This window comes from Streptomyces sp. NPDC001714 (assembly GCF_042892755.1).
GTDB lineage: Bacteria > Actinomycetota > Actinomycetes > Streptomycetales > Streptomycetaceae > Streptomyces.
Genome location: NZ_JBIAUL010000010.1, coordinates 278,032 through 291,401 on the forward strand (window position 1 = coordinate 278,032; position 13,370 = coordinate 291,401).

Annotated in this window: 12 protein-coding genes and 1 pseudogene; 9 read left to right on the top strand and 4 right to left on the bottom strand. The window is 73.8% G+C overall.

Annotated elements, in window-relative coordinates:
- Positions 1 to 208 precede the first annotated feature (208 nt).
- The 4 genes from ACFY0P_RS26630 to ACFY0P_RS26645 all read left to right on the top strand — a co-directional run bounded on the left by ACFY0P_RS26630 (position 209) and on the right by ACFY0P_RS26645 (position 4,174).
- Positions 209 to 1,294 (top strand): WD40/YVTN/BNR-like repeat-containing protein, encoded by a 1,086-nt coding sequence (locus ACFY0P_RS26630; protein WP_388917933.1) that lies wholly within the window; start codon positions 209 to 211, stop codon positions 1,292 to 1,294.
- A 126-nt stretch (positions 1,295 to 1,420) separates the two neighbouring features.
- Complete coding sequence (locus ACFY0P_RS26635; RefSeq protein ID WP_388917936.1) at positions 1,421 to 2,098, top strand: uracil-DNA glycosylase; 678 nt, start codon at positions 1,421 to 1,423, stop codon at positions 2,096 to 2,098.
- Positions 2,095 to 3,108, top strand: a complete 1,014-nt coding sequence (locus ACFY0P_RS26640) for an N-acetylglucosamine kinase (protein WP_388917939.1) — start codon at positions 2,095 to 2,097, stop codon at positions 3,106 to 3,108. Before ACFY0P_RS26635 ends, ACFY0P_RS26640 begins: the two co-directional genes overlap by 4 nt.
- Before the next feature lie 142 nt (positions 3,109 to 3,250).
- Complete coding sequence (locus tag ACFY0P_RS26645; RefSeq protein ID WP_388917942.1) at positions 3,251 to 4,174, top strand: sirohydrochlorin chelatase; 924 nt, start codon at positions 3,251 to 3,253, stop codon at positions 4,172 to 4,174.
- A 184-nt stretch (positions 4,175 to 4,358) separates the two neighbouring features.
- On the opposite strand, the gene ACFY0P_RS26650 is transcribed toward ACFY0P_RS26645, so the two are convergent.
- Both ACFY0P_RS26650 and ACFY0P_RS26655 read right to left on the bottom strand, forming a co-directional pair.
- Positions 4,359 to 5,390 (bottom strand): lactonase family protein, encoded by a 1,032-nt coding sequence (locus ACFY0P_RS26650; protein WP_388917945.1) that lies wholly within the window; start codon positions 5,388 to 5,390, stop codon positions 4,359 to 4,361.
- A 123-nt stretch (positions 5,391 to 5,513) separates the two neighbouring features.
- Positions 5,514 to 7,001, bottom strand: a complete 1,488-nt coding sequence (locus ACFY0P_RS26655; RefSeq protein ID WP_388917948.1) for an FUSC family protein — start codon at positions 6,999 to 7,001, stop codon at positions 5,514 to 5,516.
- Positions 7,002 to 7,215: 214 nt separating this feature from the next.
- Here ACFY0P_RS26655 and ACFY0P_RS26660 point away from each other — a divergent pair, with 214 nt between their 5' ends.
- The 4 genes and pseudogenes from ACFY0P_RS26660 (at position 7,216) to ACFY0P_RS26675 (ending at position 10,676) form a co-directional block, all read left to right on the top strand.
- Entirely contained in the window at positions 7,216 to 7,692 is a 477-nt protein-coding gene (locus ACFY0P_RS26660) for an Lrp/AsnC family transcriptional regulator (RefSeq protein WP_388917951.1), read from the top strand.
- Positions 7,693 to 7,707: 15 nt separating this feature from the next.
- Positions 7,708 to 8,385, top strand: coding sequence for an HAD family hydrolase (locus ACFY0P_RS26665; protein ID WP_388917954.1), 678 nt, complete (start codon positions 7,708 to 7,710; stop codon positions 8,383 to 8,385).
- 231 nt (positions 8,386 to 8,616) lie between these two features.
- Positions 8,617 to 9,045: pseudogene (locus ACFY0P_RS26670) on the top strand (glycosylase); the annotation flags it as partial.
- A 116-nt stretch (positions 9,046 to 9,161) separates the two neighbouring features.
- Positions 9,162 to 10,676: an MFS transporter gene (locus tag ACFY0P_RS26675; RefSeq protein ID WP_388917957.1), complete on the top strand. Its 1,515-nt coding sequence runs from the start codon at positions 9,162 to 9,164 to the stop codon at positions 10,674 to 10,676.
- Here the strand turns inward: ACFY0P_RS26675 and ACFY0P_RS26680 are convergent.
- The gene (locus ACFY0P_RS26680; RefSeq protein ID WP_388917960.1) at positions 10,673 to 11,704 is read right to left on the bottom strand and encodes a methyltransferase; all 1,032 of its coding nucleotides are present in this window, start codon (positions 11,702 to 11,704) and stop codon (positions 10,673 to 10,675) included. The two genes, ACFY0P_RS26675 and ACFY0P_RS26680, sit on opposite strands and share 4 nt — an antisense overlap.
- A 141-nt stretch (positions 11,705 to 11,845) precedes the next feature.
- Positions 11,846 to 12,646 (bottom strand): LysR family substrate-binding domain-containing protein, encoded by an 801-nt coding sequence (locus ACFY0P_RS26685; RefSeq protein WP_388917963.1) that lies wholly within the window; start codon positions 12,644 to 12,646, stop codon positions 11,846 to 11,848.
- A 178-nt stretch (positions 12,647 to 12,824) separates the two neighbouring features.
- Here ACFY0P_RS26685 and ACFY0P_RS26690 point away from each other — a divergent pair, with 178 nt between their 5' ends.
- Positions 12,825 to 13,217 carry a DUF5997 family protein gene (locus tag ACFY0P_RS26690; protein WP_388917966.1) on the top strand — a complete coding sequence of 131 codons (393 nt, stop codon included), beginning with the start codon at positions 12,825 to 12,827 and terminating at the stop codon, positions 13,215 to 13,217.
- The last annotated feature ends 153 nt before the right edge of the window (positions 13,218 to 13,370 follow it).

Consider the following 13,370-nt stretch of genomic DNA (forward strand, 5'->3'; position numbering starts at 1 on the left):
TCGCACGACCGACCCCGCTCGCGCAGGCGTCTCCCGGAACGCGTTCCGCCGCCTTGTTCGACCGGCCGACACGGCGGCTTCGACCTGCGGTGACGTCGTCCCCCGGGGGACTGTCAGTGGCGGGGTGCAGACTGGCCGATATCTGAGTGCCGGCTGTGACAGGAACTGAGACCGGGACTGTGACAAGGACGTCATGGAGGTGATCGGCATGACCGAGGTTCTGCTGGCCGTGGGGACCCGCAAGGGGCTCTTCCTCGGGAGGCGGCGCGGTGGCGCCTGGGAGTTCGACGAGAGCCCCTACTTCAACGCACAGGCGATCTACTCGGTCGCCATCGACACCCGGGGCGAGCGGCCCCGGCTCCTGGCGGGCGGCGACAGCGCGCACTGGGGGCCTTCGGTCTTCCACTCCGACGACCTGGGCCGCACCTGGACCGAACCGGCCCGGCCCGCCGTGAAGTTCCCCAAGGACACCGGTGCCTCGCTGGAGCGGGTCTGGCAGCTCCATCCGGCCGCCGCCGAACCGGACGTGGTCTACGCGGGCACCGAACCGGCCGCGCTGTACCGGTCCGAGGACCGCGGGGAGAGCTTCGATCTGGTCCGGCCGCTGTGGGAGCACCCGACGCGCGACAAGTGGGTGCCGGGCGGCGGCGGTGAGGGCCTGCACACCGTGGTCACCGACCGGCGCGACCCGAAGGCGGTGACGGTCGCCGTCTCGACGGCCGGCGTGTTCCGCACCGGCGACGGCGGCGCGAGCTGGACGCCGTCCAACTCCGGTGTCTCCGCGGTGTTCCTGCCGGACCCCGATCCGGAGTTCGGCCAGTGCGTGCACAAGATCGCGCAGGACGCGGGGGATCCGGACCGGCTGTATCTGCAGAACCACTGGGGCGTGTACCGCAGCGACGACGCGGGGGCGCACTGGACGGACATCGGCGCGGGGCTGCCGTCCACGTTCGGTTTCGCGGCGGCCGCCCATCCGCACCGCGGGGAGACGGCGTACGTCTTCCCGATCAACGCGGACGCCGACCGGGTGCCGGCCCAGCACCGGTGCCGGGTCTTCCGCACGGCCGACGCGGGCCGGACCTGGGAGCCGCTGTCGGCGGGGCTGCCGCCGGAGGACCACTACGGCACGGTGCTGCGCGATGCGCTCTGCACGGACGACGGGGACCCGGCGGGGGTGTACTTCGGCAACCGCAACGGCGAGGTGTTCGCCTCGGCCGACGACGGCGACAGCTGGAGCCAGTTGGCCTCCCATCTGCCGGACGTGCTGTGCGTGCGGGCGGCGGTCGTCGCCTGAGGTCGAGTCTCTGGAATGAGGGAGGTTTCTGTCATCCGGGTCGACGCTCCGGTCGTCCTCGGTCGTCCCGCGACGACGGGGACCTCGGCTTGATCGCCGGCCCGTCCACGGCAGTAGGGTGACGCCGTGGCACCACGACCCTTGCATGAAATCGTCGAACCGGGCTGGGCGAAGGCCCTGGAACCAGTGGCCGGGAGGATCGCCGCGATGGGCGACTTCCTGCGCGCGGAGATCGCCGCGGGACGCACCTACCTCCCGGCCGGCCCGAACGTCCTGCGGGCCTTCCAGCAGCCCTTCGACGACGTCCGCGTCCTGATCGTCGGCCAGGACCCGTACCCGACCCCGGGGCACGCGGTGGGGCTGTCGTTCTCGGTGGCACCCGAGGTACGCCCGCTGCCGGGCAGCCTGATCAACATCTACCGGGAGCTGAACACCGACCTGGGCCTGCCCCAGCCGTCCAACGGCGACCTCACCCCGTGGACCCGGCAGGGCGTCCTGCTGCTCAACAGGGCGCTCACCACGGCCCCGCGCACCCCGGCCGCACACCGGGGCAAGGGCTGGGAGGAGGTCACCGAGCAGGCGATACGGGCGCTGGCCGGCCGCGGCAAGCCGCTGGTGTCCATCCTGTGGGGCCGCGACGCCCGCAATCTCCGCCCGCTGCTCGGCCAGTTGCCGGCGGTGGAGTCCGCGCATCCCTCGCCCATGTCGGCGGACCGCGGCTTCTTCGGCTCCCGCCCGTTCAGCCGCGCCAACGACCTGCTGATCCAGCAGGGGGGACAGCCGGTGGACTGGCGTCTGCCGTGAGCGACGAGGGCGGCGAACCCCGGGAGGCGGGGTTCCTCGCCGTCGACTCCGGCGGCTCCGGGTTACGGGCCGTCGTCGGTGTGCCGGGACGGGAGCCGTCGGCGCCGCGGGAGTCCCGGGAGCCGGTGCGGACCGGGGCGCGGGGCCTCGACCCCGGGCATCTGCTGGAGCAACTGCTGCCCATGGCGCGGGCGCTGGCCGACTCGTACGGGCTGGAGCGGGTGACGACGGCCGTCGTCGGCGCCGCCGGGCTGGCCAGCCTCGGTGACGCGCTGCGGGCCGAGCTGCCGGGCGCGCTGGCCCGCGAGCTGGGTGTGCGGACGGTCGCGCTGGCCGCCGACGCCGTGACCGCGTACGTCGGCGCCCTGGGTCCGCGGCCCGGCGCGGTGGTCGCCGCCGGGACCGGGCTGATCGCGATCGGTACCGATCTCACCCGGTGGCGGCGGGCGGACGGCTGGGGGCACCTGCTGGGCGACTGCGGCAGCGGCGCCTGGATCGGCCGGGCCGGCCTGGAGGCGGCGCTGCGCGCCCTCGACGGGCGGGACGGCGGCTCGGCCGCGCTGCGCGCCTGTGCCGAGGAGCGGTTCGGGCCGCTGTCCGGGCTGCCCGGACAGCTCTATCCGCGCGCCGACCGGCCCGCCGTACTGGCCTCCTTCGCGCCGCACGTCGCGGACTGCGCCGACCGGGGCGACCCGGTCGCGGCCGCGATCCTGCGTGCCGCCGCCCGGCACATGGCCGAGTCGGCCGCCGCCGTCTGCCCCGCGGCCGGTGAACCCCGGGTCGCCCTCACCGGCGGCCTGTTCAGGCTGGGCGACCCTCTTCTCGTACCGCTCGCCGAGGAGTTGGCGCGGCTGCTCCCACAGGCGCGGCGGACGACGGCTGAGGGCGATCCGCTGCACGGAGCGGTACGCGTCGCGAGTGACCTGGTCACCGGGCGGCTCACTCTGCCGGGTGATGAAAAACTGCTCTCTGTTGTACACATAAAACTTGTACACACAAAAGGGTATTGATCCCACTGGGACAGGAAGTGTCCGACAGGTGGCGGGATCACCTCCGAATCATGCGTAACTCATCAGACAAAAGCGGACGGATACCGCTCACCTGCACCCTCCCCGAACAAGGGAGCCCAGATAGCCAGTAACATGCGGCGCCATGAGCTCCCCCACTGGGCCCGCCGGCCTGCCAGTACGAATGCCGCGCCCCCGCCAGCCGGGTCGGCACCGCCGCCCCGAGCCGCTGGTGGCTCCCGAGGACGCGCCCGCGCTCGTTCTCGCGGTGCCGGGTAAGCCCAGCGCGGCCACGCGCAGCCTCGCCGAGGAGGTCGTGAGCATCGCCCGCTCCGAGCTGCCCGGTCTGGACGCCCGCATCGGGTACCTGGACGGGGACGGCGCGGAGTTCCCCACCCTCCAGTCCGTGCTCGCCCGTGCCGCCGAGGAGCGCACCGCCCGCTACGAGCAGGCCGTCGCCGCCGGCGTCGAGGGGATCAAGGCCCCCGACGGCCCGGTCGCCGTCGTCGTGCCGCTGCTGGCCGGTCCGGACAGCGCGCTGCTGCGCCAGGTCCGCCACGCGGTCATGGAGAGCCGGGTCGCCGCCGACCTGACCGACGTGCTCGGTCCGCACCCGCTGCTCGCCGAGGCGCTGCACGTGCGCCTCTCGGAGGCGGGGCTGGCCCGTGCCGACCGTGCGCGGCTGTTCACCGTGGCGACGGCCGCGGACGGCATCATCCTGGCGTCCGTGGGCGGCGACGAGGCCGTGCAGGCCGCCGGGATCACCGGCATGCTGCTCGCCGCGCGCCTGGCCGTGCCGGTGATGGCCGCGGCGCTGGACCAGGAGGGTTCGATCGCCTCCGTCGCCGAGCAGCTGCGGGGTTCGGGCTCGCAGCAGCTGGCGCTGGCGCCGTACCTGATAGGGCCGGAGATCGACGCGGAGCTGCTGGCCGCGGCCGCGGAGGAGGCCGGTTGCGCCACCGCCGAGCCGCTGGGGCCGTACCCGGCGATCGGCAAGCTGGCGCTGGCCAAGTACACGACGGCGCTGGGGATCGCTCCGCAGCAGCCGCAGGGTGCGCCGGTGCGCTGACGCGCTTCGCGCCTCGGCCGAGGTGACTCAAGGGCCCGTTCCTCCAGGGGAGCGGGTCCTTTGGATTTGAGCGGGCTGAGATCGGTGCCCGGCTGCGGGCCGGCGGGGGCTGGGCACGCGGTTCCTCCCCCAGCTTTCGGCCGGGGGTACCCCCAGCACCCCTGACGGGGCGCCGCAGGTGACGTCAGTCGAAGACGATGCAGGAAGGCGCCGGGATCTCCACCGAGCCGTCGTAGCGGGGCTGACCCGTCTGCCGGTCGATGGTGAACCAGGTGATGTTGCCCGTGCGCTCGTTGGCGGCGTAGAGGAAGCCTCCCGACTCGGCGAGCGCCCGGGGCCAGTGGCCCCCGCAGGGGACGGTCGCCGTCAGGTGCAGTTGGTCCCCGTCGACCGTGAACGTGCTCAGGACGTCCTCGCCCCGGGTCGCCGTCCAGACGTGGCGGCCGTCGGGCGAGACGGCGATGCCGGAGGGGTAGGCGTCGCCGGCCGGGGCGCCGGGCAGGACCGGGGTCTCGGTCAGCGGCTTGAGGGCGCCGGTGGTGCCGTCCCAGCGGCAGACGGTCACGGTCGGGGTGAGTTCGTTGACGACGTAGGCGTACCGGCCGCCGGGGTGGAAGGCCAGGTGGCGGGGGCCGGAGCCGGGGCGCAGGGCGAACTCGCGGTGCAGGGCGGGGGTGCCCGCGTCCAGGGTGCAGACGCGGACCGAGTCGGTGCCCAGGTCGACGCTGACCGCCCAGCGGCCGCTGGGGTCGGGCTGTACCTGGTGGGCGTGCGGGCCGCGCTGACGCCGCTCGTGCGGGCCCGAGCCGGTGTGCTGGAGCAGCCCTGAGGGGCCGGAGGCGAGGGTTCCGTCGGGGCGGACGGGGACGGCGGTGACGCTGCCGGAGCCGTAGTTGGCGGTCAGGACATGGCCGTCGAAGACGCTGAGGTGGGTGGGACCGCTGGCGTCGACCGGGACCGGTGGCCCGGCGAGGCGCGGCTTGTCGTCGTGGACGTGGTACGCGGCCACCGCGCCGTCGGCGGTCTCGCTGACCGCGTACAGGGTGCGTCCGCCGGGTGCGAGCGCGAGGTACGACGGGTCGGGAACGCCGTCGACGCTCTCCAGGAGGGCCAGGGCGCCGCTGTCGGGGCGGACCGCCGCCGTGACGACCCCCGGGCCGCCCGCGGCCGTGAACGACCCGATGAACGCCCTCCGCCGCCTGCCGCCGTCTGCCACCGCTGTCCCCTATCGCTGTGAGCCACCACGAGCCGGTACGAGGCGGTACGAGTCAGTACGAGCCCGCCCGGGGCCGACGGTAGCAGCTCGCGGTCTAGACCAGGATGTGCGGGGCGGCGCGTCTCAGGTGCCGACCAGGGGTGAGCCCGAGGGGGTGCGCAGCGGCTCCGCGAGTTCGGACAGGGCACGCTCCAGGCCGTGCAGATGGGCGAGGACGGGTTCGGCGGGCGGCTCGATGGGCGCGGTGATGTGCTCGGAGCCCCTGGTGAGCGCCTCGACGGCCGCCTCGACACGCCAGCAGGCGGCGGCCAGCCGGGCGTCGTGCGAGGCCTCCGGGTCGGCGGCTACCGCGACCAGGCCGCGGATCTCCCGGGCGCAGTCGTCCAGCAGGGCGAGGACGCGGCGGGCGCGGCGCTTGCGGCCGTGCATCGGGTTGAGCGGGTGCACGAGAGGGGCGACGGAGAGCCGTACCCGGCCGAGGAGCTGCTCCAGTTCGGCCACCCGGGGTGCCGGATCGGCGGTGGCGGAGCCGGCGAGCCGGGCGGCGGCCTCGGCCGTGCAGGCGTGCACGCAGCGCAGGGCGCGCCGGATCCAGGCGTCGGTGGTGAGGTGGGTGGTGACCGGCAGCACGAACAGCACGGCGAGTACGGCACCGAGGGCCCCCACCGCGGTCTCGGCCAGCCGCAGCGCCAGCAGGCCGGGGGTGAGGACGCCGAGGAGGCCGTAGAGCAGTTCGGCGAGGAAGGTCACCCAGAGCATCATCCAGGTGTAGGAGACGGCGGCGGTGTAGAAGATGCCGAAGACGGCGGTCGCCAGCAGGACGGCGGTGGCAGCCGGGTCACCGTGCACGGGGGCGGCGACGAGCAGGCCGAGCGCGATGCCGATGACGGTGCCGAGGACGCGCCGGAAGCCGCGCACCAGGGTCTCGCCGCGCGAGGCGGTGTTGACGAAGATCCACCAGGTGGCACCGACCGCCCAGTACCAGCGCTGGCCGGACACCAGCTGGCCGGCGACCAGCGCGAACCCCGCGCCGGCGGTCGCCTGGACCGCCTGCCGGGTGGTCACCCGGGCCAGCCCGCTGCCCGCGGCCGGGGCGGGAACCGGTGGCGGGGGCAGGCGGCGCTCGTAGCACCAGAGGCCGAAGCGGACGGCGGCGGCGCTGAGCACGGCGAGCAGGACGGCGGCGTACAGCTCGGGCAGCTGCCCGAGGGTGGCGTGCAGGAACTGGGCGACGAAGAAGGTCATGAAGGCGAACACGCCCAGGCTGTGGCCGCGCGGACCCCAGCGGCGCGCGTACACGCCCGCGCCGACCACGGCGAGGAAGACCAGGTCGCGGGCGACCGGGACGTCGTGCAGTCCGGCCGCGGCCGCGAGCACCGGCAGGCCGACGACGGGCAGCAGCGCGGTGGTGACGGCCTGTCCGCGCACCGTGGCGTCGGCGACGGTGAACAGTGCGAGCAGTGCGGCGAGACCGCCGGTGACGGCGCCCGTGACGGAGTGCCCGGCCGACGCGCAGACCACGACGGCGAGTCCGATGCCCAGCACCGCGCGCGCGGCGAAGCGCAGCCGCACCCGCCCCGGGTCCGGAGCCACGAACACCCTCTTCAGCACTGCTTCCCCTCCCGCGGACGGCACAGAAAAGGCGCCGCGGGAGTCCGCAGCGCCATCGACACACCCATGAGAGCATCAGAGGGGCGACCGGCTCAAGTGGTGTCGATTCTGCTGGGCCAATGGTCCGGTCCGGTCGGATGACGGATGACGACCGAGATGCCAATGGTCCAGGTCGGCGTCGCGTGCCGGTGAGCCATTGGTACAGTCGTACGTCATGACCGTGGACGAGCTCGACACCCGCATCCTGCGGCTGCTGCTGGAGCAGCCGCGCACCAGTGTGCGCGAGTACGCCCGGCTCCTCGGAGTCGCCCGGGGCACGCTGCAGGCCCGGCTCGACCGGCTGGAGCGGGACGGCGTGATCACGGGCACCGGCCCTTCCCTCTCCCCCGCCGCACTCGGCCACCCGGTGCTGGCCTTCGTGCACATCGAGGTCACCCAGGGGCATCTGGACGACGTCGGGGACGCGCTGGCCGCCGTACCGGAGATCGTGGAGGCGTTCTCGATCACGGGCGGCGGGGACCTGCTGACCCGGGTGGTGGCGCGGGACAACGCGCACCTGGAGGACGTGATCCAGAAGCTGATCAGCCTGCCGGGCGTGGTGCGCACCCGCACCGAGGTGGCGCTGCGCGAGCGCGTTCCGCACCGGCTGCTGCCGCTGGTGGAGTCCCTCGGCCGGGCCGCACGCGGGTAACGGCATCCTGGTCCCATGAGCGATCTCGGCGGCCTCGCGGTCATCTTCGATCTCGACGGAACACTCGTGGACAGCGAGCCGAACTACTACGAGGCGACGCGGCAGATGCTGGCCGAGCACGGGGTCACGGACTTCACCTGGGCGGAACACGAGCGCCTCGTCGGCATCAGCACGCTGGAGACGGTGACCCTGCTGCGCGACCGCCATGGACTGCGGCCTCCGGTGGCCGAGTTGCTCGCGGAGACGAACCGGCGCTATCTGGAGCTGGCCCGGACCGGCACGCGCGCGTATCCCGAGATGCGGAAGTTCGTGGAGCTGCTGGCGGCCGAGGGCGTCCCGTCGGCGGTGGCCTCCGGCTCCTCGCCCGAGGCGATCGAGGCGATCCTGGCCGGCACGGGCCTCGGCGCATATCTGCGCACGGCGGTCTCGGCCGACGAGGTGCCGCGCGGGAAGCCGGCTCCCGACGTCTTCCTGGAGGCGGCCCGCCGCCTCGGCGCCGCACCGGCCGACTGCGTGGTGCTGGAGGACGCCGCCCCGGGCGTGGCAGCGGCGCACGCCGCCGGAATGCGCTGCATCGCGGTCCCCTATGTCGCCGCCCAGACCGACCGGTTCACCACGGCCGATCTCCTCCTGCGCGGCGGCCAGGCGAAGTTCACGGCGCGCACGGCCTTCGAGTGGCTCATGTCATCCTGAACTCCCGTACCCGCCAGTACCGTTGACGCTCCCCCACCCCTCTCTCCCTTGTGGACGAGTTCCCGAACGCTGCCCGATATTTCAGACACGCATGAGGGGCCTATGACGCAGCCCCCCTCCCGAAGGACCCTTCTCCAGGCGAGGGCCCTGGTCGCCGCCGGCGGCGGGACCGGTGTCGCGACCGGCCGGGCGGCGGCCGCGACCGGCGGTACGGCCGAAGCGGCCTGGACGGTCAGCATGGTCGGCCGGAACGCGGCCACGGAGCACCTGGAGCCGGGGCTGTACCGGAAGGCCGGTCTCTCCGGCGACCTGCTGCCGTCCCTGACCCCGGTGGCCGACCACCCGCTCCGTTTCAGCCTGGCCGGGACGGAGTTCGCGCCCTTCTACGTGGGGACCGAGGATCCGGCCCACGCCTGCTTCAGCCGCTCGGAGCCGACGATGGTGTTCGGCGGCCTCGACTCCGGGGGCGCCGACCCGGCCGGGCCCGACGGCGGCGAGCTGCTGGACGAGGTGTGGGCCGGGGCGCCGTTCCGCGACAAGGCGGCGCTGGTGGCCCGGGTGCGGTCGGTGGTGGACACATGGGTGGCGGCCGGGCTGCTGAGCGGAGCGCACGGTGACCGGGTGCCGGCCACGGCGCGGGAGGCCTCGTACGCGCGCTGACCCGGCGGCCGCCGCGCCGCGGAAGACGACCGGGCCATCACTCGTAAGGAGCAGTTCGGCCATCCGTTCGCTCCGCCGGTCGTGCGATGCCCGGGATGACTGCCTAGCGTGGCCCCATGACCACGACCTGGGCAAAGCCGCAGCAACCGGCCACTGATGACCGGCGGTGGAAGGCGCTCGGGGTCTGTCTCGCAGCCGGCTTCATCTCGCTGCTCGACACCTCGATCGTCAACGTGGCGCTGCCCTCGATGGAGCGCGGACTGGGCGCAACGGAGGCCGCCCAGTCCTGGGTGGTCTCCGGGTACGCGCTGACCTTCGGGCTGGCGCTCGTCCCGGCGGGCCGGCTCGGCGACATGCGCGGGCGGCGCCAGGCCTTCCTGATCGGGCTCGCCGTGTTCACGGTGGCCTCGGCGGCCTGCGGGCTCGCGGCGAGCCCCGACCGGCTGGTGGTGTTCCGGCTGATCCAGGGCACCGCGGCGGGCATGGTCGCGCCGCAGACCTCCGGGCTGATCCAGCAGATGTTCCAGGGCTCCGAACGCGCCAAGGCCTTCGGGCTGCTCGGCAGCGTCATCGGCGTCTCGACGGCGGTCGGCCCGCTGGCGGGCGGCGTGATCATCGACGCCGTCGGCACCGACGACGGCTGGCGCTGGGTGTTCTTCGTCAACCTGCCCATCGGCATCGCCGCGTTCGCCGCGGGCCTGCGGCTGCTGCCCCGCTGTCCCGCCTCGGCGGACCGGCGGGAGCGGTTCGACCCGCTCGGGGTGCTGCTGCTCGGCTGCGGTGTGCTCGCGCTGATGCTGCCGCTGGTGCAGGAGCAGCAGTGGACGGGTCGGGAGAAGTGGGCGCTGCTGCCGGTGGGCGCGGTGCTGCTGGGCATGTTCTGGGTGTGGGAACGGCGGCAGGGCCGGCTCGGAAGGGCGCCACTGCTCGATCTGAGCCTGTTCTCGATGCGGTCCTTCACCCTCGGCTCGCTGGTCAGCCTGTCCTACTTCGCGGGTTTCACCACGGTCTTCTTCGTCCTCGCCCTGTTCCTGCAGAACGCGGCGGGATACAGCGCGCTGGCCGCCGGGGTCACGGTGCTGCCGTTCGCGGTCGCCTCGGCGGTCGGTGCCGCCCTGGGCGGCCGGCTGGTGGTGCGCCACGGACGCAGGCTGGTCGTCATCGGTCTCACCGGGGTGGCGCTGGGTCTGCTCGGCATCATCGCGGTGGTGCGCCTGGTGCCGTTGGAGCACTTCGGGTGGGCCGCGGCGGTGCCGATGATCGTCGGAGGCATCGGCTCCGGTATCACGGTCTCCCCCAACACCACGCTCACCCTGACCCGCGTACCGGTGAAGCGTGCCGGTGCGGCCGGCGGTGTGCTGCAGACCGGCCAGCGCGTCGGCTCGGCGGCCGGGATCGCGGTGGTGGGCTCGGTGTACTTCGCCCGCCTCGCGCACCACGGCCCGGCCACCGAGGCGCTTCAGCTGGGCCTGCTCACATCCGTCGGGTTCATCCTGGTGGCACTGGGACTGGCGGTGGCCGATCTGGGCGAGCGGGCGAAGGCGCCGGAGACGCAGAGGGCGCTGGAGACGCCGCCGGAAAGGCCTGAGGCGCCGCCGGAGATGCCCGAGGCCGAGAGCCGGGTGTCCTAGGCGGCCACCGCCTCGACCACCGAGAGCACGGTCGACGTCGGCACGACCCTGGACAGCTTCAGACCGGCGGACTCGAGCAACGTGGCGAACTCCGCCTCGGTGCGTTCCCGGCCCACCAGACACGCCATCAGCAGCAGGTCGAGCGCCTTGGCCTGATGGGGTGTGTTGCCCGGCGGGACCACCGCGTCGACGACCAGGATGCGCCCGCCCGGCGCCAGTGCGGCACGGCAGCGGTCCAGGAGGGTCACGCACTGTTCGTCCTCCCAGTCGTGCATGATCCGCTTGAGCACGAGGACGTCGCCCTCCGGTACGGCGGTGAAGAAGTCACCGGTCCTGGTGGTCCACCGCCCGGCGGTACCCGGCGTGTCCAGCCGGTGTCCGGCCAGCACGTGCGGACGGTCGTACAGGACGCCGTGCAGACCGGGGTGGCGGTCGAGGACGGCCAGCAGCAGGCCGCCGTGGCCGCCGCCGACGTCGACGACCGTCCCGGTGGACGGGAGGTCGCAGGCGGCTGCGATGGGCTCGTTCTCGGCGTCGGACATCGCGGCCATGCCGCAGTGGAAGACGTCGGCGGTCTCCTCGTCCTGCCCGAAGTACTCGAAGAACGGCAGCCCGAAGAGGTGCTCGAAGGCGGAGGTCCCCTCGCTCACACAGCGGCTCAGGTCGGCGGTGGGCAGCCACATGCTGCGGTCGGTGTTCATCAGCACGGCGGACCGCGCCGAGCAGGGCGCGTCGGTGCGCAGCGCGTCACCGGCGGCGGTGAGCCGGAAGCGGCCGCCGGCGTCCTCCTCGAAGACGCCGCGCGTGGCGAGCAGCCGGAGCACCCGGTGGAGGTTGCGCGGGTCGGTGCGCGTGGCCTCGGCCAGTTCGGCCGGGGTGCGGGGGCCGTGGGCCAGGTGGTCGGCGACGCCTACGACCGCAGCGGCGCGCAGGGCGGCCGGGAAGAGGTAGCCGAGCGACTCGTCGACGAGGAACGCGGACGACGCACGGGGGTCGACGGTTTCGTCCGGGGCTGCTTGCGGGCTCACGGGCGCCTCCAGCGGTGGATGTCCGGGATGTCCGCAGGCATCGTGACACTGCGCGGGCCGGGGATCGCGGAACGTGATCGGGGCGCGCGGGAGCAGATCGGGAGCGGGTGTGAGGCAGGGTGGGGCCCGGCCGGCCGCGGCCTACGAGCGACGGCGCGGTTTGCCGCGTTTCGCGGGCTTGGCGGGGGTGCCGGGCTTCGCGCCGGTGGCACGCGCGCGTGCGGTGCGGGCGCCCGGCGTCGCCTTGGCCGCGGCGGCCGGCTTCTGCGCCCGTCCGGCCTTGTCCGGCGCGGCCCCCGCTGTCTTCGCCGCCTTCGAGGCCTGTGCGGCCTGACGGCCGCGCGTGCTGTTGACCGTGCGGCCGCGGACGATGCCGATGAAGTCGTCGACCATGTCCGTGGTGGCCTCCTCGGGCCAGGACAGGGCGACGGTCGACTCGGGGCCGTCGGTGAGCGGCCGGTAGGTGAGGTCCCGGCGGTGGTACAGGCGGGCCAGGGACTGCGGGACGACCAGGAGGCCCACGCCGGCGGCCACCAGCTCGACGGCGTCCTCGGTGGTCGCGGGGCGCTCGAAGGCGGGCTCGCCGGGCGGGGCGTCCCAGTCGAAGACGTCGTCGAGGGGGTGGAAGAGCACCTCGTCGGCGAGGTCGGCGACGGTGACCTCCTCGGCCGCCGTGATGACGTGGTCCCTGGGGACGACGACCACCGTGGTCTCGGTGTAGAGGGGGATCGCGCTGAAGAACGTACGGTCCACCGGGAGCCGTACCAGACCGGCGTCCGCGTCACCCGCGCGCAGCAGGCCGGCCGCCTCGACGGCGGGGACCTGCAGGAGGGTGAGGGGGATGCCCGGCAGGCGCTCGTTCCAGATCCGAACCCATTTGGCGGGCGTCACGCCGGGGACGTACGCGAGCCGGAACGACGGTGTTTCCTCCGAGCCTGTCACCAGGCCAGGTTAACGGGCCGCTGACGGGAGCCCGGCATCGGCCGCGGAAGCGGGCCCGGCGTCGGCCGGGGCCGGCTGTCCTGCCGGTGGTGCGGGGCCGGCTGTCCTGCCGGTGGTGCGGGGCCGGGGCCATCGGCCGTGGTCGGGGCTCCCCCGCCCGGCCGATACCCTTGACCTCATGAGTTCGCACCAGACCGCCCAGACGATGAAGCCCGCGACCGCGGCGAAGAAGCTGGGCGTGTACCTGCCCGCCACGCCCGCCGCCTTCCAGGAGGGTGTCGTCTCGCGCGCCGAGCTGAACGAGCTCCAGGCGAATCCGCCCGAGTGGCTGCGCGAGCTGCAGGCCAACGGGCCGCACCCGCGTCCGGTGGTCGCGGCCAAGCTGGGCGTGTCCATCGCCGGGCTGGCGCGCGGCGGGGTGACGGAGCCGCTGACCACCGAGCAGATCGAGGAGCTCAAGCGCGAGCTGCCCGAGTGGCTGGAGAAGGAGCGCGCCACGCAGGCCGAGGTCCGCAAGGAGACCGTGCGGCTGAAGAACCTGAAGCGGGAGAAGGAGTCGGGGCAGGGCTGAGGCCTCGCCCACGTAGCTCTCCCACGGCCCCGGCCCAGGCACCTCCGCCTGCGGACCGGGGCCGTCGCCGTACCCGCCCGGGCGTTGCTGATCTGCGTTTTCCTCGTCCCGGCGCAGACCACGGCAGGCGTTGTCAGTGGTCTCCCCTACAGT

What these genes read in the sequence shown, in the direction of transcription:
- ACFY0P_RS26630 (WP_388917933.1), top strand. Translation starts at nt 209, where the DNA reads ATGACCGAGGTTCTGCTGGCCGTGGGGACCCGCAAGGGGCTCTTCCTC.
- ACFY0P_RS26645 (WP_388917942.1), top strand. Translation starts at nt 3,251, where the DNA reads ATGAGCTCCCCCACTGGGCCCGCCGGCCTGCCAGTACGAATGCCGCGC.
- ACFY0P_RS26660 (WP_388917951.1), top strand. Translation starts at nt 7,216, where the DNA reads ATGACCGTGGACGAGCTCGACACCCGCATCCTGCGGCTGCTGCTGGAG.
- ACFY0P_RS26665 (WP_388917954.1), top strand. Translation starts at nt 7,708, where the DNA reads ATGAGCGATCTCGGCGGCCTCGCGGTCATCTTCGATCTCGACGGAACA.
- ACFY0P_RS26675 (WP_388917957.1), top strand. Translation starts at nt 9,162, where the DNA reads ATGACCACGACCTGGGCAAAGCCGCAGCAACCGGCCACTGATGACCGG.
- ACFY0P_RS26690 (WP_388917966.1), top strand. Translation starts at nt 12,825, where the DNA reads ATGAGTTCGCACCAGACCGCCCAGACGATGAAGCCCGCGACCGCGGCG.